We start from the raw sequence: 24,911 nt of genomic DNA, 5'->3' as shown, positions 1-24,911 counted from the left end.
ATTTTATGCGTTTTGGAAAAATAGAATATATCAATTTACTACCCTTTGATGTATTTATGAAGGCATATCCAATGACTTCAGGCACAAAGAAATTCTTGCAACTCAAAAAATCGTATCCTTCTAAACTAAACAAAGATTTTTTATTCAAAAGGATTGATGCAGGGTTTATCTCATCTATAGCAGGTTATTATTCATACCTTAAAGATAAAACAACAGATTCTGGAATTATTGCCAAAAATAGCGTATGGAGTGTCATCATCATCCCCAACACAGAATCTGAAGACTATCAATCAGCCACTTCAAATGCACTATGCAAGGTATTGAATCTAAAGGGTGAAGTACTTATCGGGGATCGTGCTTTATCCTATCGCTACAAAGGAGGGGAGCATATAGATATGGGCGAAATATGGTATAAAAAACGACACCTGCCTTTTGTATTTGGACGATTTTGTTTTAATGCTTATGGAGATTTTTATAAAAATATATCTTCTGCTTTCAATCAAAAAAAAATCAAACTCCCACATTATATAATAATGCAATATTCTAAAAAAGTATCTATTCCTAAAAAATATATTTTACAATACCTTGAACACATATATTACAAAATAGGACCAAAAGAACAACTTGGATTAAAATCTTTTTACAGGGAACTTCTATTTAAGAAAATTAAAAAACCCACTAGATTTTAATCATCTATTAAACTATGATACATCCATTCCCCACACCATCCTAAAAAACCCAGTAAATAAAAAGACATCCTGGCATTGTAATAATTTTCTGCCTGAGAAAGCGTATTGGAACAAAAAAGAAACACTAATATCCCAATGACAAGCAACAAAATATTAGCATACTCATAAAAACCCAAAAAATCTTTACGAGACAAAAAAACTTGGAAAAACAAAATAAAACACACACAGAAAGTCAAAAAATCAATATATAAAAATAAATTACTCTTGTCATAATAAGCCTGAAAAGCTGAAGCAAATAAAACAACAATACAAATATTCAAAGAAGGGCAAAAAAAAGCCAAGCACTTTCCAATCTTATTATTCTGATTGAATTGATAGTTAAAACCAAAGACAACTAAGGGTAAAATCAAAAAAAATAAATAAAAAAAACCTGAAATAAAAATATAAATAAAATTTTTTCCGATGAGCTCAGTTAAAGATAAATGACTTATCTCCTGGATGCTTACTAATCCAACTATAATTGAATCAAAAGTTTTACTTATACTCATATTCAAAATAAAAATAAAAATAAAAATAATACAAATACACGCTGAAAATAATCTCTGTATAAAAATATCTTTTTGAACCCATGCTGAGAATACGACATAGCCTAAAGACATCAATATTCCAAAAAAATAAAAAAATCTTATAAGGGTAGTATAGACTCTATCATCTCCAGTCAAAATCAAAAATAACTGAGAAAAAATATCGCTAAATTGGGAAACCAATAGAGCAAAAATACTAAAAATAAAAAATAAAAAAAATACAGATGAAAAAATCACCTTATAAACATCTGTTTTACCCATTATTTGCCTTTTTATTGATAATTTTTAGCAAAATAACCTTCAATACCATCTGCTATACCCTTGCTCAACAATCTCTGATATCTCTTATCATCAATCCTTCTTGCTTCAATAGGATTAGAATTATAGCCAATCTCTATCAAAACTGAGGGCATCAAAGCTCCGGCCAAAACCCAAAAAGGTCCCTCTCTAACCCCACCATCAACAACGCCTTGATAATTTTTACGCAATTCTCTTAAAATACCAAATTGTATATCAATAGCAAGTTTATTAGAAGCAATAAGTCGATGAGAATTCAAAGAATTTAAAAATGAAAACCTTGAAAAATAATTCATGACATCAACATCATCTTTATTCTCAAGCTCAGCTACCTTTCTTGCTCTCTCACTCCTTGCAGTTGAAAGAAAATAAGTCTCCACTCCCTGTGGACTGTCATTAGAAGTTTTTGGAACTGAATTAGCATGGATAGAAACAAATAAATCAGCATTTTTTTCATTAGCAAAATCAGTCCTTTCTTTCAAATTAATATAAACATCTTTATCCCTTGTCATATATACAATATAACCACGTTTTTTAAGCTCTTGTTCTAAAAATTTACTCACACTTAAAACAATTACTTTTTCACAAACTTTTGTTATACCCATTGCACCACAATCCTTGCCTCCATGACCTGGATCAATAACAATTTTATATTTTTTTTTGCTAGATCTGGCAATTTGATTACTATGGTTTGTTATTTTCACTACAGGACTTGGCGTTTTTTCTTTTGAGGTATTTTGTATTTTTGAAGATGCTGTATTGATGATTTTTTTAGATACTGGATGCTGATTTTTTTGTATTTTAGGACTATTTGTAGGAATATGTTTCTGGACTGATTTGTTCTCTTTTGGGATTGAATTTTTTTTTACTTTCTTATCAGCTGTAGACTCTGGAAGTTTATCGATCACACTGATATAAAGATGTTTCTGTACAATTCGAATTTGATAAACACTATCTTTATTGATTTTTATCACAACGCGAACAATATCTTGAGTATTTTGTGCAATGGATATTTCAGTCTTGTTGGAAAAAACATAATTTTTTTTTGGGATAGATAAAATAGCTTTCAAATCCAAAAAACTTCTAAAATCCTTAAGATGATGTTCTTTGAAAGAAATACCTGAAATATCTTGATTGAAAGTAATACGTACACTACTCACACCAAAAGGAATAATTTGCAATATTTTTAGCTCTGTTCCAAAAATAAATCCTGATAAACAAAAGAAAAAAATCAGGATTCGCACCACACATTTACTCCTGTGTTAACTCATTGATAAGTTCTTTGACAGTAATTATTTTTTCTATACGATAACCATTAGCACCACTAAAATATAAACCTTCAAGCTTATCGCCTAAATGACCTTTGCCCAAACTATCAGCAATACAATACCCTACCGCCTTAGCCTCAACCCCACGATGACAAGGGGAAACACAATTACTAATACAACGAACTTTAGGAGCATTACCTTCTTGCAATCTCTGAATCACACCAATATTAAGTGCCCTAGCTGGATAACCTACAGGAGATTTGATGAGTTTGATATCATCTTTTTGTATATGAGGCAAAATCTCAGCATATGCCTTAGCATCGCATTCTCTGGTCCCCAAAAACCTAGTCCCCATTTGAACCCCGCTTGCACCCAAAGCAATCATTTTATCAATATCTGCCCTATCCCATACCCCACCAGCTGCTATTACAGGTATATTTCCCCATTTCTTAGCCTCTTGCACAATCTGAGGAACAAGATTTTCCAATTGAAACTCTTCCTTAAAACAATCCTCATATTTAAACCCCTGATGTCCTCCACTCAAAGGACCCTCTACAATGACAGCATCTGGGACTTTACAATATCTTTCTTCCCAACGTTTACAAATAATCCTCAAAGCTTTTGCAGATGAAACAATCGGAATAAGTGCAACTTCAGGAAAATTTTTTGTAAATTCAGGCATATTAGTGGGCAAACCTGCTCCAGTAACAATAATATTTGCTCCAGCCTCACAAGCATCCCTTACAACCCTTCCATACTCATTAATAGCATATAGAATGTTTGCACCCAATGGACTACTGCCACAAATTTTCCTTGCATTCCTGAAAATCTCATTCAAAGCATACTTTGAATAAAAATTTATAGCTTCAAATGGTTTTGAAGAAACAATCCTTTCAACAAACTCTAACTTCTTGTAATAGCCTGTACCTACAGCACTGATAATACCTAAAGCTCCTTCTTTAGAAACATTACCTGCCAATTCATCCCAACTGATACCCACACCCATACCTCCTTGAAATATGGGATATTTTATGGTGTGTTTGCCTATTTTTAACGGTTTTAGCTTCACATTCATTGATTATTTTTCCTTAAAGATCATTTAATAACAGCTTTTATAAATTTTCTCTTTCCTATCTGAATAATATACTCACCTAATTCAAATTTATAGTTTTCATTTATAATTTTTTGTTTATTAATTTTTACTCCTCCCCCCTGAATATCTCGTCTTGCTTGTGAAGTTGAAGGACATAAATTTGCTAATTTTAACAATTCACAAATCCATATACCCTCTTTAAAATCCATTTTTGGAATATCGCTTGGAATCTCATCTTTAGAAAAAACACTTTCAAACTCTTTTTTAGCTTCTAAAGCGATTTCCAAATTATAATATTTAGTTGTAATTTCTAAGGCTAATTCTTCTTTAACAATCTTTGGATGCAATTTATTTTCTTTGACATTGTTTTTTAAATCTTGTATTTGAGGAATGGTCTTCACGCTCAAAAGATCATAATATTTCCACATCAAGTCATCAGAAATACTCAGTATTTTAGCATACATTAAATGAGGTTTTTCTGTAACTCCTATATAATTTCCTAAACTTTTGCTCATTTTATTCACACCATCAAGTCCTTCTAACAACGGTACAGTCAATACAGACTGCTCTTTTTCTAGTCCATATGCTCTCTGAAGTGTCCTACCTACAAGTAAATTAAATTTCTGATCATTCCCGCCTAATTCAATATCAGCATTCAACACAACAGAATCATAACCTTGCAAAAGAGGGTACATAAACTCAATGATACTAATAGGGCGGTTTTCCTTATAACGTTTCTCAAAATCGTCACGCTCAAGCATTCTTGCTACTGAAAATTTAGAAGTTAAATCAACCAATCCTCCAACCCCTAATTTATTAATCCATGTAGAATTAAAACAAACCTCAGTATACCTAGGATCAAGGATTTTAAAAACTTGATCTTTATAAGTTTGAGCATTTTTTTCGACCTCTTTTAGAGTAAGCTGTTTGCGTGTTTCATTTTTTCCACTAGGATCACCTATAGTAGCAGTAAAATCTCCAATTAAAAACTTCACATCTCCACCATATCTTTGAAATGTTGCTAATTTTTGAATCAAAACAGTATGACCTAAATGTAAATCTGGAGCGGTTGGATCAAAACCAGCTTTTACAATAAATCGCTGACCACTTTGATAATACCTCATAATTAAAGATTCAATATATTCTATGCCAATAAAATCACTTGACCCTCTCTTTAACTCTGCAATTGCCTCTTTAATCTTATTTTTAAGATCTGGGTTAGATTCAAGATTTTGATTATTTATCCTATCCATATATATCCCCTAATTTTGATATGCATCTTTTAAACTTGAAAACTCTATAACCTTATATTTACGCATTAAAAGTTCTTTTAGGAATCTAATATCCTTCAAATCTGTTTCAAATAAAATTTCACAATGAGTAGAAAATCGACTTTTATAACCCAAATATGACACACCAATAACATTGCAATCTTTCTTTGCTAAAGTATTTAAAAAATTTGCCAATGTGCCTTTTTTATCCTCTAAAGCAACAATAACTTTAAAAGCTGTTTTAATTTTTTTAGACCATTGTACAAATACCATTGGAACACCCGAATCAATCAATTCATTCAGCTTGTCGCATAATTTATGATGAACAACAACCTTTTGACCTGTGATTATAGCCAAAATCTCATCGCCATATTTTGGCTGACAACAATAATCAAACAAAACTTCATTCACATGACCATTAGTATATATCAAAAAATTTTCCAATTTTATCTCTTTTAGCTTTAGCATATTCATTCTAAATTTTGCAAAAAAACTAAATTCTGTATTAAAACTCTCTTTAATTTTGTTCTTCATATCTTGCAAAAATTGAATATCCTTGCTCACTCTATAAAGAGAACTATCAAAACCTTTTATTGAAAGATACCTTTCAAAAGTTTTGTGATTTTTACTAAAAATGGTAGATAAAATATTGACTGCACTCTTCTTTTCTATTTCACGAATACGATTTTGACGTTGCAATTTTAAATGACTTTTTGCACGAGAAGTCTTGACTGCATCTACCCAAGTAGATTTTGGCACACTTTGTTTGCCTGTTACAATACGTACAATATCGCCACTCTTTAAAATTTGCAATAAAGAAACTTTCTGATTATTAACATAAGCTTCCTTAGCATTATCACCTAATACACTATGAATCGCATAAGCAAAATCCAAAACAACAGCCCCTACTGGCAAACTATAAGTATCTCCATCAGGTGAAAATACAATAATATCTTCTTGATACAAATCATTTTTGACGAGTTCATAAAACTCTTCAATCGTATTATTCTGATATTGCAAATTATGCAACCATTCAAGACTTGGAATTATGCCACCACTTTTATATTTCCAATGAGCAGCAATCCCATATTCAGCACTTTTATGCATATCAAAGGTACGTATTTGAATTTCATAAACTGAAGATTCATCAAAAATCGTTGTATGGATTGTTTGATAACCATTTTCTTTAGGCAGTGCTATATAATCTTTAAATCTCGAAACAATAGGCTTAAACTCCAAATGAATAATGCCCAAAATTTTATAACATTCAAGAGGACTTTGCACAATAATACGCACTGCCAATAAATCTAAAATCTCATCAATACTCACACCTTTTCTTTGCATTTTCAAATAAATTGAATAAGGTCGTTTTACTCTACTTTCAATACAAAAATCAGAATCCAAAAAGCCATTGTTCAAAAGAAGCCTTGTCAGTTTATCAATAAAATAATTCAGCTTGAATGATAAAGGTTGTTTGTTTTCTTTCAAATAAGTTTGGATTTTTTCATACTCTTGAGGAAAAATATAATTAAAACTTTTATCTTCAAGCTCATTTTTTATTGAAGAAATACCTAATCTATGTGCAATAGGTGCATAGACGACCAAAGTCTCTTCAGAAATGCGTATTTGTTTTTCACGGCTGAGCACTTCTAATGTAAGCATATTATGCAATCTATCGCTGATCTTTATAACCAATGCTCTAGGATCATCAATAGCAGCCACAAGAATTTTTCTAAAAGATAATGCAGAAATAATAAGTTTTTGACTGGAATTACCTGATGTGAATTCTTCTTTCCTAATTTCAGTGATTTTAGTGAGTGCATCAACCAAATTAGCAACATCTTCACCAAATTTATGTTTAATCAAATCAATATCACACATCGTATCTTCAACTACATCATGCAATAACGCAGAACAAATCATTGCCTCATCGCCCCCATAAAAGGCTATAATGCAAGCTACACAAATAGGATGGATAATATAAGGCTCCCCGCTTTTTCTTCTTTGTCCATCGTGATATTTTTGTGCTATATCCAAAGCATCATATATCTTTGGGGTCATTTTTGCAAGACTATCAAGGACATTGATAGCCTTATGAGGTTCTATAATTTCTTTTAAGGTATCAAAAAATTCCAAATTTTGACAAACCTTCTAAATATTTTTTTCATCAATTCGATCAATACTTACTTTTCCTTCAGCAATTTCTCTCATTGCAATATCACTCAATTTATTTTGTTTCAAATCCATATTAACTAAAGGTTTTGCACCAGCATTTAACTGCTTTACTCTCGAAAAAATCAAATTTGAAAGAATATACCTATCATTGCCTATTTTTTCTAAAGCCTTTGCTACAATTTCTTCTGTTCTCAATTTTAATTCCTTTGTTTTACTAGATTTCAAAAATGTTATTTTACCACAGAGCAAATCCCACTATTGTATTTTATTATTTTTAATAAATTTTCTTCTTTAAACATATTACACACAACAATAGGAAGTTTATTATCTTTTGCCAATGCAATAGCTGTATCATCCATCACTTTAATATCATCCCTCAAAGCTTCATCATAACTCAACATATCCAATTTTTTAGCATCTTTGAATTTTTGAGGATCTTTATCATAAACTCCATCTACTTTTGTCGCTTTTACAATCATATCTGCACCTATTTCTACAGCTCTAAGAGTTGCTGCGGTATCGGTAGTGAAAAATGGATTGCCTGTACCCGCACCAAAAATAACAATCCTTCCTTTTTCAAGATGCCTGATAGCCTTTCTATAAATATAAGATTCACAAATTTCTTTTATCTCTATAGCGCTTTGCACCCTTACATCCATACCAATATGCTCTAAAGCTTCTTGCATAGCTACTGCGTTAATAACTGTAGCTAACATGCCCATATAATCTCCGCTTGTACGTCTAATTATTCCCCCTGCAGATGCACTGACACCTCGAATGATATTACCCCCTCCAATAACAATCCCTACTTCAACATTATTTTCAGCTAAAATTTTTATCTCTGTAGCGATAAAAGCAAGTATAGAACTATCAATACCAAAACCATTATCACCCGCCATAGCCTCACCTGAAAACTTAACCAAGACACGTTTCTTTCTAGTCTCCATCACAGGATTCCTTATTGTTTTTTTGCTGGATACAATTTTTTGATTTTTAAAATTCTATTTGATTCTTACTTAATATTGTATTTGTTCAAAATAATTTTTATAGAATCAAATACATACTTCACTTCTTCTTCAGAAATCACATAAGGAGGCATAAAATAAATTGTATTCCCTAAAGGACGCAATAAAAGACCTTTTTTCAATCCTGCTTCAAATACTTCAAGTCCAACCCTCCTTCCTTCCTCAAAACCAATAAGATCAAAAGCAAATACCATACCTTGATAGCGTAGATTGGCAACAAACTTGTATTCTCTTAAACCTTGCATAGCAGAAACAATAAAACTACTTAATTTTTTATTTTTTTCAATAATATTTTGAGATTCAAAAATATCCAAAACAGCATTAGCACAAGCACAAGCCAAAGCATTCCCTGTATAACTATGAGAATGTAAAAATGCCTTTTGTTCCTCATAAGGAGCATAAAATTTTTCATATATGTTATTTCCCATCATCACAACAGACAATGGCATATACCCACCACTCAAACCTTTTGATAAACATAAAAAATCAGGAATAACACCACATTGTTCATAAGCAAATAAACTCCCGCTCCTTCCAAAACCTACTGCAATCTCATCAAAAATGACATAAATGCCATATTCTTGACATATTTTGGAAGCTTTTTGAACATAAGCAGCTGGGTACATTTTCATATTCCCTGCACATTGTATTAAAGGCTCTAAAATAAATGCAGAAATATTTTCACCCTCTTTATGCAAGACATTTTCTAATTCTTTTAATGCTATAAAAATATCTTCATCGTCTTTTGGAGCATTCACCTGAAGGCATTGGATCAAAATTTGTTCATAAGTTTTTTTATAAAGCTCAACAGAGCCAACAGATAAGGCTCCTATTGTTTCTCCATGATAAGAATTCTTCAAAGATAAAAATTTAGGTCGTTTTTTTCCATCCAATAAATGAGCATGATAGCTCATCTTTAAAGCCACTTCAACACAAGAAGAACCATTATCTGCATAAAAACATTTATCCAAACCTTTTGGTGTTAAACCAACCAATCTATTAGAAAGACGAATAATACCTTCGTGTGTAAAACCAGCTAAAATAACATGTTCAAGAGTCTCAATCTGCTCTTTTAGCTTGCTATTGATATAATCATTACTATGACCAAATAAATTTACCCACCAACTACTAACACAATCAATATAAGCATTCCCATCAAAATCATATAAATAAATACCTTTACCACTTTTTATAGGCACAATAGGAAGCTTCTCATGATCTTTCATTTGTGTACAGGGATGCCAGATAGTTTTCATATCCAAATCAAACAATTCTTTTGTATTCATAGTTGCCTCTTAAGATTAAATATATGAAATAAAGCTTAATTTTACCTATTTTATGCTACAATATAACATTTTGAAATAAAGTATTTTACAAAATTTCAAGGTTAGGACGATTATCCCCTTTAATAATATAAAGTAATATATTCAAATTATAGGGCTTTATGGGTGAGTTAAATATATTTAAAACCAAAGCTATATTAAGGATTCTTTAAACTAAATGATAGAATGGATGCAAAAACATAAAAAATACTTAGTGGTGACTATCTGGATAAGTACAATAGCATTTATTGCTGCAGGGATGATTGGTTGGGGACAATATAATTTTTCAATAACGGGCGATACAGTTGCTAAAGTAGGGAAAATAAAAATTACGAAAGATGAGTTTGATCAAGAATATAGAAGAATTTATGAAGCATATGCACAGGCGTTCAATGATTTTACGCAAGAACAAGCCAACGCATTAAAACTTCAAGATATCGCTATGAATATGGTTATCAACCAAGCTTTGTTAAGAAATTTTGCTCTTGATTTAGGATTACGTGTTGAAGATTCTGAAATTATCAATGAAATCATTCATAATGATGCTTTCCAAAACAATGGTCATTTTGATGAAAATCAATACAAAACTACCTTAAAAGAAAATAATTATCGCCCAGAAGATTTTGAAAACAGTCTGAGGAATGCTATTTTGATACAAAAAATCACCGCACTCCTCCCAGATACTATCACTCCTTTAGAATTATCAGCAGTTTCTTCAGCCACTGCCCTTCAAGATAAAATTGAAATCCTGATTTTAGATACAAAAAACATTCAGCCAAAAATGACTGAAAGTGAAATCAAAAGTTTTTGGGAAAAAAATAAAACTTCCTATCAATACCCTGCCCAATATAAAATAAAAACTATTTTTGTAAAATCTGATGTAAAATCATTCACTTCCAAAGAACTTCAAGAGCAATACAATCAAAATAAAAGCCTTTATTTAAATGAGGAAGGAGGATTAAAAACTTTCCAAGAAGCCAAAGAACAAGTCAAAAAAGATATTCAAATGCAAAAAGCTCAATCTTTAGCACTAAAAGAATACATTGAACTCAAAAAAAACAATGTTAAAGACTTTAAAGTCCAAACACTCAACGAAAATTCAAATGAATACCCAAAAAATATAATGGAAGCGATAGAAAATATCAAAGAAAATGATACAATTAAACCCATAGCCTACAAAGACGGCTATATTGTCATCAAACTTCTCTCAAAAAAACCTCCACAACCCAAAAGTTTTCAAGAAGCCAAACCAGAAGTTTTAAATGAATTTAAAAATCAAAAGAAAATTCAGCTATTGAAAATTGAAGCTGCGAATAAACTACTTGACTTTAAAGGTAAAAATATTGGATTTGTTTATCCAACCTTTGATGGAAAAATTGAGGGCTTAAATAAAAAAGAAATATCTCAACTAATAGCACATATTTTCACCAGCAACAAAAAATCCGATTTTGCTCTGATTGGAGAAAAAGCTATTCTATATAAAATAATTGATCAAAATTTTGAACATAAGGTTGAAAATCAAGACAAAATGGCGATGATAACAAAAAATTTAAAAACCAATTTTTTAGATCAAATGCTTATTGATTATCTCAAAAAGAAATACAATATAAAAAGATATTACTAGCTAGGAGGCAAATTTGAGTCACACAATTCTAGGAATAGATATAGGTTCTAGCAAAATTTGCTCTGTGATAGCTGAAGTCAAAGATGGTCTCCCTCAGATTATTGGCACAGGCACACAAAAATCACAAGGCATCAAAAAAGGAGTTATTGTCAATATTGAATTAGCCAGTAGAGCTATTAAAAGCTCTGTAATTGATGCAAAAAGAATGGCAGGATTGGACAATATCAATAAAGCCATTGTCTCTATTTCTGGAGCTTATACAAAAAGTATCAATAGCTCTGGGGTTGTAAACATACCAAGCAGCGAAATTGGTATCAAAGAAATTGGCAGGGTGTTAGAAACAGCTCTTTATAATGCTTCAATACCTTCAGAATATGAAGTTATCCACGTCCTTCCTTATAAATTCAAACTTGATGATCAAGACTTTATTGAGGATCCTATGGGCATGAATGGAGCCAGATTAGAAATTTTTGTTCATATTGTCACAGTCCAACGCACCAGCTTAGAAAATCTTAAAAAATCTGTTCGATTAGCAGGTGTAGAAATAGAAAATGTCGTCTTATCTGCTTATGCTGCTTCTATTGCCGTTTTAAGTGATGATGAAAAAGAGCTAGGAGTAGCTTGTATTGATATAGGAGGAAGCACTTGCGAATTGATGATTTATGAGGGAAATTCTATGAAATATAATGATTTCTTAGGAGTTGGTTCTCATCACATTACAAGCGATCTAGCAATGGTACTTAATACCCATATTGCAGCTGCTGAAGCTGTAAAAATTAATTATGGAAACCTTATCCCAAATGAAGAAATACCTCAAAAAATTGAAGTCCCTTCAATCGGTACCGATGATGCAAAACATTGCATATTCTTAGAATCTATTCAAGAAGTCATTCACTCACGAGTAGTTGAAACACTAGGCATCCTAGCAAAATCAATTGCCAAAAGTGGACTAAAAGATCAACTTGGAGCAGGTGTTGTTTTAACAGGTGGCATGTTGAATATGGCAGGTATTCGAGAAATTGCTGGAGCAATTTTTCAAAGGATGCCAATTCGCATTGCAAAGCCTATAGAGATATTAGGATTATTTGATGAACTTAAAGATCCTGCAAATTCAGTTGCTATTGGTCTTATTTGGTATGGAGCAGGTAAATATACTAACTATGAAAAAGATTCTGAAAAAAATATACGCTATAAAAAAGACAAAATCAATACAGATCCAATTCCTATTCAACCACAACAAGGAGGTTTTATCGTAGCTGATCTTACAAATTTAAAAGAAGAAATTCTAAAAAATGATAATAAAGTTCAAAAAAAAGATATAATAAATAACGCAAATAGTGCTAAAGACAATAAATTGACCAATTTTTTCACACGATTGGCATCAAAGTTATTTTAAGAAAGGCAGGAAAATGGCACACGAAAAATTAAAAATAGATATTCAAGAAATCCATACCGCAAGTGGTGCAAAAATAACAGTTGTGGGTGTGGGAGGGGGTGGATCAAATATGATAGCACACCTCATTGAAACAGGAACACATAAAGACATTTTATTAGTAGCAGCAAATACGGATATACAGCACTTAGAAAGTTCACCTGCACAAGTCAAAATCAAACTTGGAGAAAAACTTACCAAAGGTTTAGGTGCAGGAATGTTACCAGAAATTGGGATGCAAGCAGCCCAAGAAAGTTTTGAAAATATAAAAGAAATACTCTGCAATTCTGATATTGTATTTATTTCTGCAGGACTTGGTGGCGGAACAGGAACAGGTGCTGCACCAATCATTGCACAAGCAGCAAAAGAAGTTGGTGCACTTACAATCTCAATTGTTACAAAACCCTTCAAAATGGAAGGTAAAAAACGTGCCAAAATTGCAGAAGAAGGGCTTAAAGAGCTTAAAGCAAGCAGCGATGCTATTGTTGTAATCCCTAATGAAAAATTGCTTTCTATCGTCAAAAGAGACACTGGAATCAAAGAAAGTTTTAAAGCAGTTGATAGTATCTTAGCTAGGGCGGTTAATGGTATTTCTGGTGTCGTACTCAATCATGGCGAAAATGATATCAACACTGATTTTGCAGACTTAAGAACAGTAATGAGCCACAAAGGATTATCTTTAATGGGCACAGGAGAAGCAACAGGTGAAAATTCTGCTTCTGAAGCAGTCACGAGTGCTATTGAATCTCCATTATTTGATAATCTTTCTATACAAGGAGCAATGGGTGTATTAGTCACTTTTGAAATCAATCCAAACTATCCCCTAGCACAAATCAATGAAGCAATGGGATTGATACATGATGCTGCCAATGAAGATGCTGATATTATTTTTGGCACAAGGACTATTACAGATATGCCAACTGATCAAGTTAGAGTAACCCTAATCGCAACTGGTTTTGAAAAAGAAATCATTGACAATCAACCAAAAGAAGAGAGTGTCGGAGAATCTACTCATAAAATGTCAAGGATCTCAATTGATACCATCAGGATTGTCAGTGGCGGTGAAGATTTCAGACAAGTAGATCTTGATGTACCGACTATTATGAGGAATCAAAAAGATTGATACTCAATTTTGATTCATAATGTCTAGATCCTTTTGATAATCTTTTGTTTGAATATCAAGCAAATCAAGCAATGTATGGAATACATAATCTTGACTTAGTTTTTTATCTTTTTGTGCATTCAATCTATTATAATCATTCTCAAATCCCTTCCCTAACCAGATCATTGAAGGAATATGTTTCTGCACATCTGGTGAAAGAACATAAGGTAATCCACCATGCATATATTCACCATATTCCCCAAGACTCTCTCCATGATCACTTAAATACCACATGGCTACAGAAAACTTTTTATTTTTTTCCAAAGCTTGGACAATCTGATACAAAAAATAATCTGTATATATGATTGAATTGTCATAAGCATTCACAATATCCTGTTTGGAACATTTTTGTAATTCACTTGTATGACAAACTGGTGAAAATACCTCAAAACCACTTGGATATCTTTTATAGTAACTAGCTCCATGGCTCCCATGAAGATTGATAACTAAAAATGAGTCCTCTTTAGCATTTGTAATAATATCCTCAATTTCTACAAGCATATCCCCATCTAAATCCTGTGGACCATTATAATATTTAATATTTTTGATTCTTTCACACACTTTTCCCATACAAGCACCACCATTATTGCTAATCCAATAAGTTTCGTACCCAACCCTCTGGGCAATATCCATGATATTATCAATATAAAAAGATTGGTGTCTATTTTTATAAGTTTTATGCGTATAATTTGTCAACATGCATGGGATAGATATAGCCGTGATTACACCACAAGAATAAAACCTTGTAAAATTTACCAATGAAGTAAGTTTTTTCATATAAGGATTTGTATCTCTATAATAACCATTCAAATAAAAATTTGCAGCCCTAGCACTTTCTCCAATCACCAATACAAAAATATTAGATCTTGAATGTTTTTGATTAAACCTAGCATCTAGACCAACATTGATGAAACGTGGTTTAGGATTTAAAGCTTGCAAGCCAAAATCAATGCTTGACCGAATTGGTGTGATAGGATTAGTCATATATATAATCGCCTTAGAACTTTTAAAAGCAAAGATTATATTTCCACCCCATATGATATATATACCTCCTATGAATAAAAAATATACCCCTATTACTTTAAATTTTTGATAAGTAGCCTTTAAAAAAGGAGCTGTCTTTTTCAACTTTATCTGCCATAAAATCCAAAGAGGGAATACCCCATAGAACAAAAAAGACCAAAATAAGCCCAAAGTCAAAAAATCTCTAATCTCTCTAAAAGTAGTATGCCATAAACTTTCTATAATCATACTATTGATACTAATATCAAGAGAGTTCATATAATATTCACTGATGCAAGCAATAATAATCAAAAGACCAATAATAAACTTTACACTAAAATAAAAACTAACAATCTCAATACAAAGCGAAAGTATCAGAACATAAGTAAAAAATAAAACTACTAAGAAAAAATAATTTTCATTACCTTGTATAATGGCATAATTATAAATATCTGACCAAAAAATATCATTATAAAACCCTACCAAAATAACAGAAAAAACAAAAATAATCCAATGATAAGAATAACTTGGAAGTATATTAAACAAAATACATTTATCCTTTATTCTTCAATATAATTTTTAAGTTTCCTACCAACTTTAGGATGTTTAAGCTTTTTAATAGCACTTGATTCTATCTGTCTTACACGTTCTCTAGTAACATTAAGCTCTTTACCAATTTCTTCAAGTGTCCTATCACTTTCATCATCTAAGAGACCAAAACGCATACGGATAACAGCTTTTTCTCTATCATTCAACTGATCAAGCACCTCATCAATTTGAACCTTTAGATCCTCTTTCATGATATATTCCATTGGACCCATTGAATTTTTATCTTCTACAAAATCTCCAAATTTCCCATCATCATCATTTCCAATTGGAGCTTCAAGACTAACAGGCTCTTTAGTGATTTTAATAACATTTTTTACCTTATCAATGGGTAAGCCTACTTCTTGTGCAATGATTTCAACATCTGGTTCTTTGCCATTTTCTTGGACATATTTACGCATAATCTTATGGATACGATTGATAGTCTCTATCATATGAATAGGTATCCTAATGGTTCTAGCCTGATCAGCAATAGCTCGTGATATAGCCTGACGAATCCACCAAGTTGCATAAGTAGAAAATTTGAATCCCTTTTTATATTCAAACTTATCAACAGCCTTCATCAAACCAATATTTCCCTCTTGTATGAGGTCTAAAAATGGCAAACCCCTATTGGTATAGCGTTTAGCAATACTCACTACAAGCCTCAAATTTGATTTTGCCATTTTATTTTTTGCTTTATCTGAGATAGATTTACCTCTTTTGATTTGCTCCAAAATTTCTTTGAGTTTTTCAGGTTCCAAATTAAATCCATCTTCACTAGCTTCTTTAGTCTGAAAAAGCTTTTTTAATTCAACATAAACACTCACCATGGTAGTTTCAGGCACAGCAGCAACAATATCATCTCTAGACATATTTGTGATATTATCAAGGATACGTTGATGATTTTCTATCAGTGTATCATTAAAAAGAGGGAGTTTGTATTCAAGTCTTTTAAGTTCCTTTTCAAACCCATCGCCTGTTTTAAGTGTATTCTCCATAGCCTTTACAAGCTCATTGATAAGCTTACTAGTAGGACCAAGATCAAGCAATCTATCTTTTAAAATTTGTTTTTTATGTGCTAAAGTTAAAATATAGACCAATTCATCATCATTATCATCAGGACCTAAATCTAAAATCTTCAACCAATCTTTTTTAGCCTTATCTAAAGCTTTAAAACTATCTAAAACTTTTTCAACCCGTTTTTGATCTTTTTTAGAAGCAGGCTTTCTAGCTTCATTATCCTCATCATCAATATCTTCACCTTCATCAGCCTCATCAATATCTTCACCTTCATCAGCCTCATCATCAAAACTCTTAAAAAGTTCTTTAACTCGTCTCTCTCTATTAATAAGTGCATCTTTATAATCATAAATAAAATCTATCAAATAAGGCACTGAACAAATAGCATCTAAGATTGTATTTTCGCCCAATTCAATTTGCTTGCTAAGATCAATTTCTTCTTCTTTTGTCAAAAGAGGTATTTGCCCCATTTCTCGTAAATACATCCGAACAGGACTATCACTCCTACTCCACTCCAAAAGCTCACGTTCTTTCATAAAATCAAATTCATCTTCAAGCTCTTCATCTAAAACTTTTCTTTTTTCTTCAGCTAATTTGATTTCATCTCTTGTATTAAGCTTTTTAGCTAATTCTGAAGAACTAACCAATGTTCTCTTATATTTTTGTGCAAGTTCTCTGATTCTCTTTATTTGAACAAGCGTAGGAGCTTTTTGGATTATCTGGGCTATTTTTTCATAAGAGACCAAACCGCTTTCAGTCTCTTTAAATAAATTTTCTAATTCCTGATTAACTATTTTTACAGACATTGATTTCCTTGTTTATGGAATAAATACGAGAGATTATTTTATATTCACAATATTGAGGTAATTGAAAAAGGATTATACCCAAATCTAAAATGCTTCCTTAAATAAAATGTTACAACTACCTAAAATTCCACTCTTTAACAAACTCCTCAATTTGTCTTTTTTCTATTTTTATACACAAAACACCTTCTTTTTCATTCAAACTATCTTCTATTTCTTTATTTGGCAATGCCACAAAACTATCCCCATAAAATTTCCATTCATAACCCTTATAATTATATTCTCCAATCCTATTAACCCTTACTATCATACAAGAATTACAAAAAGCCCTTGATTTGCATAACTCTCTCCACCTCTGATTTGATTCAAATGTAGAAACTGTGGGCAAAATAACAACATCTACTCCTATATTTTTCATCTTTAACCATATCTCATCAAAATGAATTTCAAAACCAAATAAAACTGCAATTTTTAAACCATCTTTTTCAAAAATATAAGGGAGCTTAAAAGATTTACTTTTAGGATTGGCAAAAAATGCTTCCTCATTCCAATCATCATATCCGATTAATTTTTGTTGCATATAAAAATCTGTTTTAGTCGCATCAATAATAGCAATTTTTTTGTATAATTTTTTTTCATCTCCACACAATACAGGTGCAATAATAATCAAATTATATTTTTTAGCCAATTTGCTTAATTGCAAAAGTTTACTTTGAGTCGTTTTATTAATAATATCTTTTGAAACCCCTTTAAGTTCATGAAAAAAAAGATTCAATACATACTCACCAAGAACAACAACAGAACCTTTTTCAATATTTTTCAGATAAGAAACTAATTTATCTTCTTTAAGTGGTAAAGAAGGTAATTGAAAAACTGCAACATTCATTCTTTATCCTTATCTTGAATGGCGTTAAATTTCAATTCTTCAAATTCGAGTTTAGCATCTTCAAGCATTTTTTGAGCATTCTCAAGTTCATTCATTCCTTCTTTGTAAAGGTTTAAGCCTTCTTTAAGATTAAGATTTTGAATATTAAGCTTGCCTAAGATTTCTTTAGCCCTCTCAATCCTAGCTTCAAAACTAATATCGTCCATAACAACTCCATTAAACATTGTAAGTTTTTTTATTTAAAGTTCCAAGTTCTTTATCTGTGCAAACAGCTGAGGTCATTGCACCAGAAACATTACTCATAGTTCGAGCCATATCCAAAATAGGATCAATAGCCAATACTATTGCTAATAACCCAAAATGTCCACCAAAGCCAATTCCTGTCAGCATAATTGAAGCAGCCATCGTTGCAACACCCGGAATCCCAGCTATACCTAAAGAACCCAAAACAGCAACGACAACAACCATAGCCATAAAACTAAAATCAACTGGCACATGTAACAAATTAGCAATAAAAACTGCTGTCATTGCCGGAAAATATCCTGCACAACCATTCAAACCAACAGTACTACCCAAAGAGGCTGTAAAATTTGCAGTAGTAGGATTCACACCTAACTTTTGTGTCAATGTTGAAATGCTTAAAGGTAGCATGGCTACCGAAGATCTACTCGTAAAAGCAAGCATCCAAGCATCCAAGCATTTTCTAAAATAAATCCAAGGATTTAATCCATGCAAAGTAATTAAAAGCAAATGCACACCCAACATTATCACCATCGCTAAATAAACCAAACCCACAAACAATGCAGCATCTTTAATAGCACCAAAACCATTTGAAACCAATGTATTTGCCATCAAACAAACTACAGCATAAGGCATAAATCGAATCACAAAAAGTGTCATCAACATTACAATTTGATAACCAGCCTCAATAACATCTGAAAAAGTTTTTGATATCCCTTCAAACTCTTTTTTCTTCGCTATACTCCTTGCACCAAATCCAATAAAAAATGTCAAAATGACTACACCAACAATATTTTCATTACTCATTGCAGCAATAGGATTGCCAGGAATGAGTCCTAATAAAACATCTGTAAAAGTTTTTACTTCACGGATCTGCTTATCACCTACATAAGCACTAAAATTCTCTCCTAAACCAAAAGTTACAGCCAAAAAAATACCCACACTAGCAGCAATAGCAGTAGTAAACAAAAGCCAAAAAATTGAACGACTTAGCAAAGCTTTTAAATTAATGCCATTATCAATATTGAGGATAACTCGAATCATAGAAAATAAAATAATAGGGATAACAAGCATTTTAATAAAATGCACAAAAGCCTTCCCAAAAAATCCTAGCCATACTTTCACCTCAGCAAACCAAGCAATATGTTTCATCTCATCTTGTTGAGGATAACCTGCTATGCTCTGCAATGCAAAGCCAAGCATAATGCCCATAAATAAAGCGACAAACATCCTAGCAGAAAAACCAAAATTTTTCTTTTGTAGGAGCCAAAGCAGATAAAAACATGCCCCTAAAACAATTAATACTCCCCAAGTTAAAGGCTCTGATAGAGCTAAAAAATCTCTAAGTAAAGCATTATCTTCCATTTTCTTGTTTCACTCCAATCAATAAGGTTGAAATACCTGCACTATAGCCTTTGACAAACTTAGTTCTGATGCCAACTCTAAGCAATTCATTTTTGAGTTTATCAACATTTAAAAACTCTCCTATTGAATGAGGCAAATAGCTATAAGCTTTGTAATTCCTAGATACTATTCCTCCAACAAAAGGAAGTATTTTTTTAGTATAAATTCCTGTTATTCTATCCAAAAAACTTTCTTTTTCTTTCTTTGTGAATTCAAGTATAACCAATACTCCATTTTTCTTTAAAACCCTTTGAAACTCATTCAATGCTTGATTCAAATCAACAACATTTCTAAGACCATAGGCAATAGAAAGAATGTCTATACTTTCAGATTCTACACTGCTTAAATTTTTTGCCTCTCCTGAAAACAATATAACCTTTTGAGATTCTATATAGGGCTTGAGTTTCTGCGTAGCCATCTCAAGCATACCATCAGAAGGATCAATACCAATGATTTTTTCAAATGTATGATTTGTTTTATGAGCATTTTTACACCAATGTAAAATCATATCTCCTGTGCCACAAGCCACATCTAAAATAACTCCATCTTTGAAGTCTTCTATATATTCAAAAGCTTTTTTACAAGCCTCTCTCCTCCAAGCAACATCAATGCCCAAACTTAAAATACGATTGGTAACATCATAAGTAGGAGCAATTTGATTGAACATTTCAATAATTTGTTTTTGTTTATCCATTTTTGCATCCATCTAACCATTTTTCAAGATAGCTAATTTGTTCTTTTGTCCTTATACTTGCAGTACCTCCTAAACTATCCCTTGCATTCATTGAAGTTCTTAAATTTAAAATATTTTTAATCCCTTTCATTTCAAAAGAAGCAATATCAGATATTTCATCCTCATTCAATTCAGTAATATCTAAACCTTTTTTTTCCGCAAAAGCTACAATTTTGCCTGTAATATGATGAGCTTCTCTAAAAGGTATATTTTTCTCTTTGACTAAAAAATCAGCCAAATCAGTCGCAGTCAAATGTCCTATATTTGCCATATTTGCCATATTTTCAGTATGGATACTCATCGTAGAAAGCACTTCTTTTAAAATATCCAACGAAATTATAGCAGTATTCACACTATCAAATACACCTTCTTTATCTTCTTGTGTATCTTTATTATATGCCAATGGTAATCCTTTCATTACGGTCAATAAAGCTATCAAATTGCCAAAAACTCTACCACTTTTACCCCTTAACAACTCAGGCACATCAGGATTTTTCTTTTGAGGCATAATTGAACTTCCCGTAGAATACATATCTGATAATGTAATAAATCTAAACTCATAACTACTCCAAAGTACTAATTCTTCAGCAATCCTAGAAATATGCATCATGAGCATTGAAATATCATAAAGCAAATCCAATGCAAAATCTCTTTGACTAACAGTATCCATAGCATTCAAAGTAGGAGCAATAAAACCTAAACTCCTTGCCATTTCTTCACGATTATTACCATAAGGTGTTCCTGCCATAGCACCTACACCCAATGGAAAATAATTATTACGTTCATAGCTATCACAAAACCGTTGATAATCCCTTTTGAAATTCACACACCAAGCCACCATATGAAATCCAAAATTTACAGGTTGTGCATGTTGGAGATGAGTCATCCCAGGCATGATAGTCTCTGTATGTTCTTTAGCAATGTCAAGTAAGATATCTGATAAATCCAATATCTTTTGTCTGATGATCTGATTATGTTCAAGTACATACATCTTAAAATCAAATACTATTTGATCATTCCGACTCCTAGCAGTATGAAGTTTTTTTGCTGTATCTCCTATGAGTTGGGTCAATGCAGATTCAATAGCCATATGGATATCTTCATCATATATTCTAAACTCAAATTCATTTTTTTTTATCCTATCGCTAATTTTTTCCAAACCATCAAAAATAGCAATGTATTCTTTTTCATCCAAGACACCAATGCCAAAAAGCATTTTTGCATGGACTTTAGAACCCAATATATCATATTCCCAAAGTTCTTTATCAAAACCAATAGAAGCATTAAAAACTTCTAACAGGTTGCTATTTTGCCCATCAAATCTCCCACCCCATAATTTTTCCATTATTATTCTCCTAAAACACTTTAGTAACCGCACAAACAACAATTACAATCAAACAAATTGTTGGCACTTCATTAAAAATCCTAAAAAATTTCCCACTGCGATTGCATTTATCGTTACATAACACTCTTACATAATACCCACATATAAAATGAAAAATCAATAAAATGGCTACAAACAAAAGCTTAACATGTAACCAAGCCCCTGTTGAAAATAACTGGGGTTGGATAAATACCATCAGAATACCTGTGATTAAAGTCAATGCCATTGCAGGCTGACCAATGAATACATAAAGCTTTCTCTCCTGAATTTTTACAACTCCTATATAGCCTTGATTTTGAATATTTTCAATATGATAAACAAACAATCGAGGCAAATAAAACAACATAGCCATCCAAGATACTACCCCAATCACATGCAAAGCTTTTATCCACAAATAATATCCACTTAAAAAATCCATCTTTTAACTCCTAATATCCCAAATCGTGCCGATAAATATTCAAAAAAGTATCAACTCCTTTGATACTTCCAGAAAGATTAATTTTTATTGAATTTTGCATAAAATCTTTTTTCTCTAGCATTAAATCTAAATTCTTCGCTAAATATTCTATTTTTCGAAGTATTTTATAAGGACATTGCAAAGAGATTGTCTTAAAAAATTCAAATGGAATCATTACTTGGGTCTTTTTGGCTAAATCAACACATAAAAGTATACTTTTGCCATAAGCTTTCATAAGTCCTCCTACTCCCAATAATACTCCTCCAAAATAACGAACAACAATCACAGCACTATCAATCAAACCCTCTCTCCTCATAATATTCAATACAGGCATACCTGAACTCCCCCTAGGCTCACCATCATCACTAAAACCCTCATGAATTTGTCCTGATTGGATTTTTCTATAAGCATATACAAAATGGACAGCTTTTGGATGAGTATTTTTAAGCTCTTTTAATTGATTATCATAAAAACTATAAGGCATTAAAAATCCTAAAAATTTTGAACCCTTGACTTCAAATTCTGAGCAAATAACCTTATTGATAGTATTCATTGAAGATATATTTGCATTTTACCATTATCTAATATCATACTAGTTTTATCTTGAGTAACTGTAAACATTCCATTAAAATTCCTCATAAAACGAAATTCAAAACCCATCAATTCATCTGGATCACACAACTTACGTGTCATTCCTGTATTCCCTACTTCAAGGTGCTTGGTATCTTTCCAAGTATAACTAGCAAAATAAGTATTACAAGCCGCTGTCCCATAGATACGATTCTGAGTTTGGTCAAAAACCATTGTTGCTACTTCCTTAATACTTAAAAATTCATTTTCCTTAATAGCCTCTTTATTAGGATTTTGAGGCATGTCTTCTGATTGAGGTAAAGCAGTATTTTCTTGAGGATTAGCTTCAGGTAAATAATTATCAAAACTATTGTCCTGTGTATTTTTTTCTTTTGCTTCTAGAACACTAATAGCTTGTGCTTTTAATGATTGTGGCGACAGATATTCTTTACCATCAACAACAATTTTCTCTATTTCCCAATTTGTACGTAACATATTCCCACCAACCATATTCCACAAAGAACAACCGCTTAAAAATAAAGCCAATCCTAAAACAAAAAACTTCATACTTTTTATAAGCTCCTTTTAAAATACCTTAATCCTTTATAAACCAAATCAAAAAAATAGCAAAATGATACCTAAACCTTAATAACAGAAGATGAAAAAATTCTTCGTATTTTTCTATTAGATTTATATTAAAATTAAAAATTATGGAATACAATTTGTTTATCTTTAATAAATAAAAAAAATACGAAATACCAAGAGTTTTATTGTGAAAATCCATCATTATATGATTTATATCATTATTATTATTTTATATCCTAATTTATTTTATGGATTCGAATATGATAAAGACACAACAAATAAAAGAATTCTAATTTATCATGGTGGGATAGATTATAAATCTATTGATAATGCCACCAATGACAACAAACTACTCAATAATGCAACACTCAATGAATATGCTACAACAAGTGGAACGAATGGAACAATTTCGGTATTCTATATTGGCAATACAATGCCCACAACTTTTAGTGGTGGCACAATCAATTTCTATTACGATGGCACTGCACTAGGTGGTAGCACCAGTCTTGGCGGATTATTTGTCGCACGACCACAAACTATTGGAGATGCAGGACCCATCACCTTTGATTCAAACATCTCAGTCAACATCGCTCCAAATTCAAATATGGGGAGAGCCTTTTTCCTTGGATTAGGAAGTGCAACAAGGAGTGGTGATTTTATCTTTAAGAAAAATTTGATTGTAAATGTAGATAATGCACTCCCAAGACTAACTTGCGATACAACTTGCGACCCAAGAACAGGCTGGCGTGTACGCTCTATCTTTGAGCTAGAAAATCAAGGAAATGCTTATGTTAATTATGATCCCACAACAGGACAAACCCTCAATCCTGATAACATCATCCAACTCAAAGGAGATATTAATTTTTCTGACACACGTGATTCAAAAAATTCAAATGTTTTTATCAATTTGAGTAACTCTGATTCTTTTTTGATTGGCATCACTAGGACTGCACGCAATGATCCTGCTAGTAATTCTTTTGCAAACCTCACATTACAAAATGGCGGAAAATGGTATTTGACAGGCAGTTCTATTGTAAATAATTTAAACATAAGCAATCCAAGCAAACCAAAATCCTTAGACACCTACACAGAAAAAAGTTTTTCTATTGTGGATCTATCTCATTATGATTCTAGCAATATCAATGGGGTTTATTGCCCCACTGGAGAGTGTTACCGCCTCATATCCCCTACCCCTTTTGCATCAAGAACCCTCAATGTCAATACCATCAATGGCAATAATGGAGTTTTCAGGTTGATGGCAGATGTGGATAGGGGCTTAATAGATACCATCAGGGCT

The 24,911-nt window shown here is 31.9% G+C and carries 23 protein-coding genes; 5 read left to right on the top strand and 18 right to left on the bottom strand.

All coding sequences use genetic code 11. From position 1 onward, the window contains the following. Positions 1-5: 5 nt before the first annotated feature. Complete coding sequence (locus BKH44_RS07870; RefSeq protein WP_095272114.1) at positions 6-689, top strand: MqnA/MqnD/SBP family protein; 684 nt, start codon at positions 6-8, stop codon at positions 687-689. Here BKH44_RS07870 and BKH44_RS07865 read toward each other — a convergent pair. From BKH44_RS07865 to BKH44_RS07830, 8 genes are all read right to left on the bottom strand, one after another. Next, positions 686-1,534 (bottom strand): hypothetical protein, encoded by an 849-nt coding sequence (locus BKH44_RS07865; RefSeq protein ID WP_095272111.1) that lies wholly within the window; start codon positions 1,532-1,534, stop codon positions 686-688. The two genes, BKH44_RS07870 and BKH44_RS07865, sit on opposite strands and share 4 nt — an antisense overlap. 11 nt (positions 1,535-1,545) lie before the next feature. Further along, complete coding sequence (locus tag BKH44_RS07860) at positions 1,546-2,814, bottom strand: N-acetylmuramoyl-L-alanine amidase (RefSeq protein ID WP_257842628.1); 1,269 nt, start codon at positions 2,812-2,814, stop codon at positions 1,546-1,548. A gap of 7 nt (positions 2,815-2,821) precedes the next feature. Next, complete coding sequence (locus BKH44_RS07855; RefSeq protein ID WP_095272106.1) at positions 2,822-3,913, bottom strand: nitronate monooxygenase; 1,092 nt, start codon at positions 3,911-3,913, stop codon at positions 2,822-2,824. Between the two features lie 20 nt (positions 3,914-3,933). Then, a complete protein-coding gene (tyrS, locus tag BKH44_RS07850; protein ID WP_095272104.1) occupies positions 3,934-5,184 on the bottom strand; it encodes a tyrosine--tRNA ligase in 1,251 nt (416 codons plus the stop codon). Between the two features lie 9 nt (positions 5,185-5,193). Continuing rightward, a complete protein-coding gene (locus BKH44_RS07845) occupies positions 5,194-7,338 on the bottom strand; it encodes a RelA/SpoT family protein (protein WP_095272101.1) in 2,145 nt (714 codons plus the stop codon). A gap of 15 nt (positions 7,339-7,353) precedes the next feature. Beyond that, a complete protein-coding gene (locus BKH44_RS07840; protein ID WP_257842627.1) occupies positions 7,354-7,602 on the bottom strand; it encodes a DNA-directed RNA polymerase subunit omega in 249 nt (82 codons plus the stop codon). A gap of 5 nt (positions 7,603-7,607) precedes the next feature. Then, positions 7,608-8,324 (bottom strand): UMP kinase, encoded by a 717-nt coding sequence (pyrH, locus tag BKH44_RS07835; RefSeq protein WP_095272097.1) that lies wholly within the window; start codon positions 8,322-8,324, stop codon positions 7,608-7,610. 65 nt (positions 8,325-8,389) lie between these two features. Then, positions 8,390-9,688 (bottom strand): adenosylmethionine--8-amino-7-oxononanoate transaminase, encoded by a 1,299-nt coding sequence (locus tag BKH44_RS07830; protein WP_095272095.1) that lies wholly within the window; start codon positions 9,686-9,688, stop codon positions 8,390-8,392. 214 nt (positions 9,689-9,902) lie between these two features. Between BKH44_RS07830 and BKH44_RS07825 the strand changes: the two genes are divergently transcribed. Genes BKH44_RS07825 through ftsZ form a run of 3 tightly spaced genes read left to right on the top strand, consistent with a single transcriptional unit; the run spans position 9,903 to position 13,903 of the window. Next, positions 9,903-11,348: a peptidylprolyl isomerase gene (locus BKH44_RS07825; RefSeq protein WP_095272092.1), complete on the top strand. Its 1,446-nt coding sequence runs from the start codon at positions 9,903-9,905 to the stop codon at positions 11,346-11,348. Positions 11,349-11,361: 13 nt separating this feature from the next. Next, the gene (gene ftsA / locus BKH44_RS07820; protein ID WP_095272091.1) at positions 11,362-12,744 is read left to right on the top strand and encodes a cell division protein FtsA; all 1,383 of its coding nucleotides are present in this window, start codon (positions 11,362-11,364) and stop codon (positions 12,742-12,744) included. Positions 12,745-12,757: 13 nt separating this feature from the next. After that, entirely contained in the window at positions 12,758-13,903 is a 1,146-nt protein-coding gene (ftsZ, locus tag BKH44_RS07815) for a cell division protein FtsZ (RefSeq protein ID WP_095272088.1), read from the top strand. Positions 13,904-13,906: 3 nt separating this feature from the next. Here the strand turns inward: ftsZ and BKH44_RS07810 are convergent, their stop codons facing one another. The 10 genes from BKH44_RS07810 to BKH44_RS07765 form a co-directional block, all read right to left on the bottom strand. Beyond that, positions 13,907-15,490 (bottom strand): sulfatase-like hydrolase/transferase, encoded by a 1,584-nt coding sequence (locus BKH44_RS07810; protein ID WP_095272085.1) that lies wholly within the window; start codon positions 15,488-15,490, stop codon positions 13,907-13,909. Between the two features lie 14 nt (positions 15,491-15,504). Continuing rightward, on the bottom strand, positions 15,505-17,358 hold the full coding sequence (gene rpoD, locus BKH44_RS07805; protein WP_095272083.1) for an RNA polymerase sigma factor RpoD: 1,854 nt from the start codon (positions 17,356-17,358) through the stop codon (positions 15,505-15,507). A 115-nt stretch (positions 17,359-17,473) separates the two neighbouring features. Beyond that, the gene (locus BKH44_RS07800) at positions 17,474-18,241 is read right to left on the bottom strand and encodes a carbon-nitrogen hydrolase family protein (protein WP_095272081.1); all 768 of its coding nucleotides are present in this window, start codon (positions 18,239-18,241) and stop codon (positions 17,474-17,476) included. Further along, positions 18,238-18,447 (bottom strand): exodeoxyribonuclease VII small subunit, encoded by a 210-nt coding sequence (gene xseB, locus BKH44_RS07795; protein ID WP_095272079.1) that lies wholly within the window; start codon positions 18,445-18,447, stop codon positions 18,238-18,240. The genes BKH44_RS07800 and xseB overlap by 4 nt, the downstream gene beginning before the upstream one ends. A 10-nt stretch (positions 18,448-18,457) precedes the next feature. Further along, positions 18,458-19,846, bottom strand: a complete 1,389-nt coding sequence (locus tag BKH44_RS07790) for a cation:dicarboxylase symporter family transporter (protein ID WP_095272077.1) — start codon at positions 19,844-19,846, stop codon at positions 18,458-18,460. Continuing rightward, positions 19,836-20,579, bottom strand: a complete 744-nt coding sequence (gene ubiE / locus BKH44_RS07785; protein WP_095272075.1) for a bifunctional demethylmenaquinone methyltransferase/2-methoxy-6-polyprenyl-1,4-benzoquinol methylase UbiE — start codon at positions 20,577-20,579, stop codon at positions 19,836-19,838. The genes BKH44_RS07790 and ubiE overlap by 11 nt, the downstream gene beginning before the upstream one ends. After that, the gene (gene argH / locus BKH44_RS07780) at positions 20,572-21,963 is read right to left on the bottom strand and encodes an argininosuccinate lyase (protein ID WP_095272073.1); all 1,392 of its coding nucleotides are present in this window, start codon (positions 21,961-21,963) and stop codon (positions 20,572-20,574) included. The genes ubiE and argH overlap by 8 nt, the downstream gene beginning before the upstream one ends. A gap of 10 nt (positions 21,964-21,973) precedes the next feature. After that, the gene (gene hemJ / locus BKH44_RS07775; RefSeq protein WP_095272071.1) at positions 21,974-22,420 is read right to left on the bottom strand and encodes a protoporphyrinogen oxidase HemJ; all 447 of its coding nucleotides are present in this window, start codon (positions 22,418-22,420) and stop codon (positions 21,974-21,976) included. 10 nt (positions 22,421-22,430) lie between these two features. Beyond that, positions 22,431-23,012: a YigZ family protein gene (locus BKH44_RS07770; RefSeq protein ID WP_095272069.1), complete on the bottom strand. Its 582-nt coding sequence runs from the start codon at positions 23,010-23,012 to the stop codon at positions 22,431-22,433. Continuing rightward, the gene (locus tag BKH44_RS07765) at positions 23,009-23,596 is read right to left on the bottom strand and encodes an META domain-containing protein (RefSeq protein ID WP_095272067.1); all 588 of its coding nucleotides are present in this window, start codon (positions 23,594-23,596) and stop codon (positions 23,009-23,011) included. The genes BKH44_RS07770 and BKH44_RS07765 overlap by 4 nt, the downstream gene beginning before the upstream one ends. 205 nt (positions 23,597-23,801) lie before the next feature. On the opposite strand from BKH44_RS07765, the gene BKH44_RS07760 reads away from it, so the two are divergent. Further along, positions 23,802-24,911 (top strand): hypothetical protein (locus BKH44_RS07760; protein WP_180674149.1); only part of this gene is annotated, 1,110 nt, incomplete at its 3' end.

It is taken from the genome of Helicobacter sp. 13S00477-4 (genome assembly GCF_002272785.1).
Lineage (GTDB): Bacteria > Campylobacterota > Campylobacteria > Campylobacterales > Helicobacteraceae > Helicobacter_J.
This window is presented reverse-complemented; position numbering and strand designations above follow the sequence as displayed.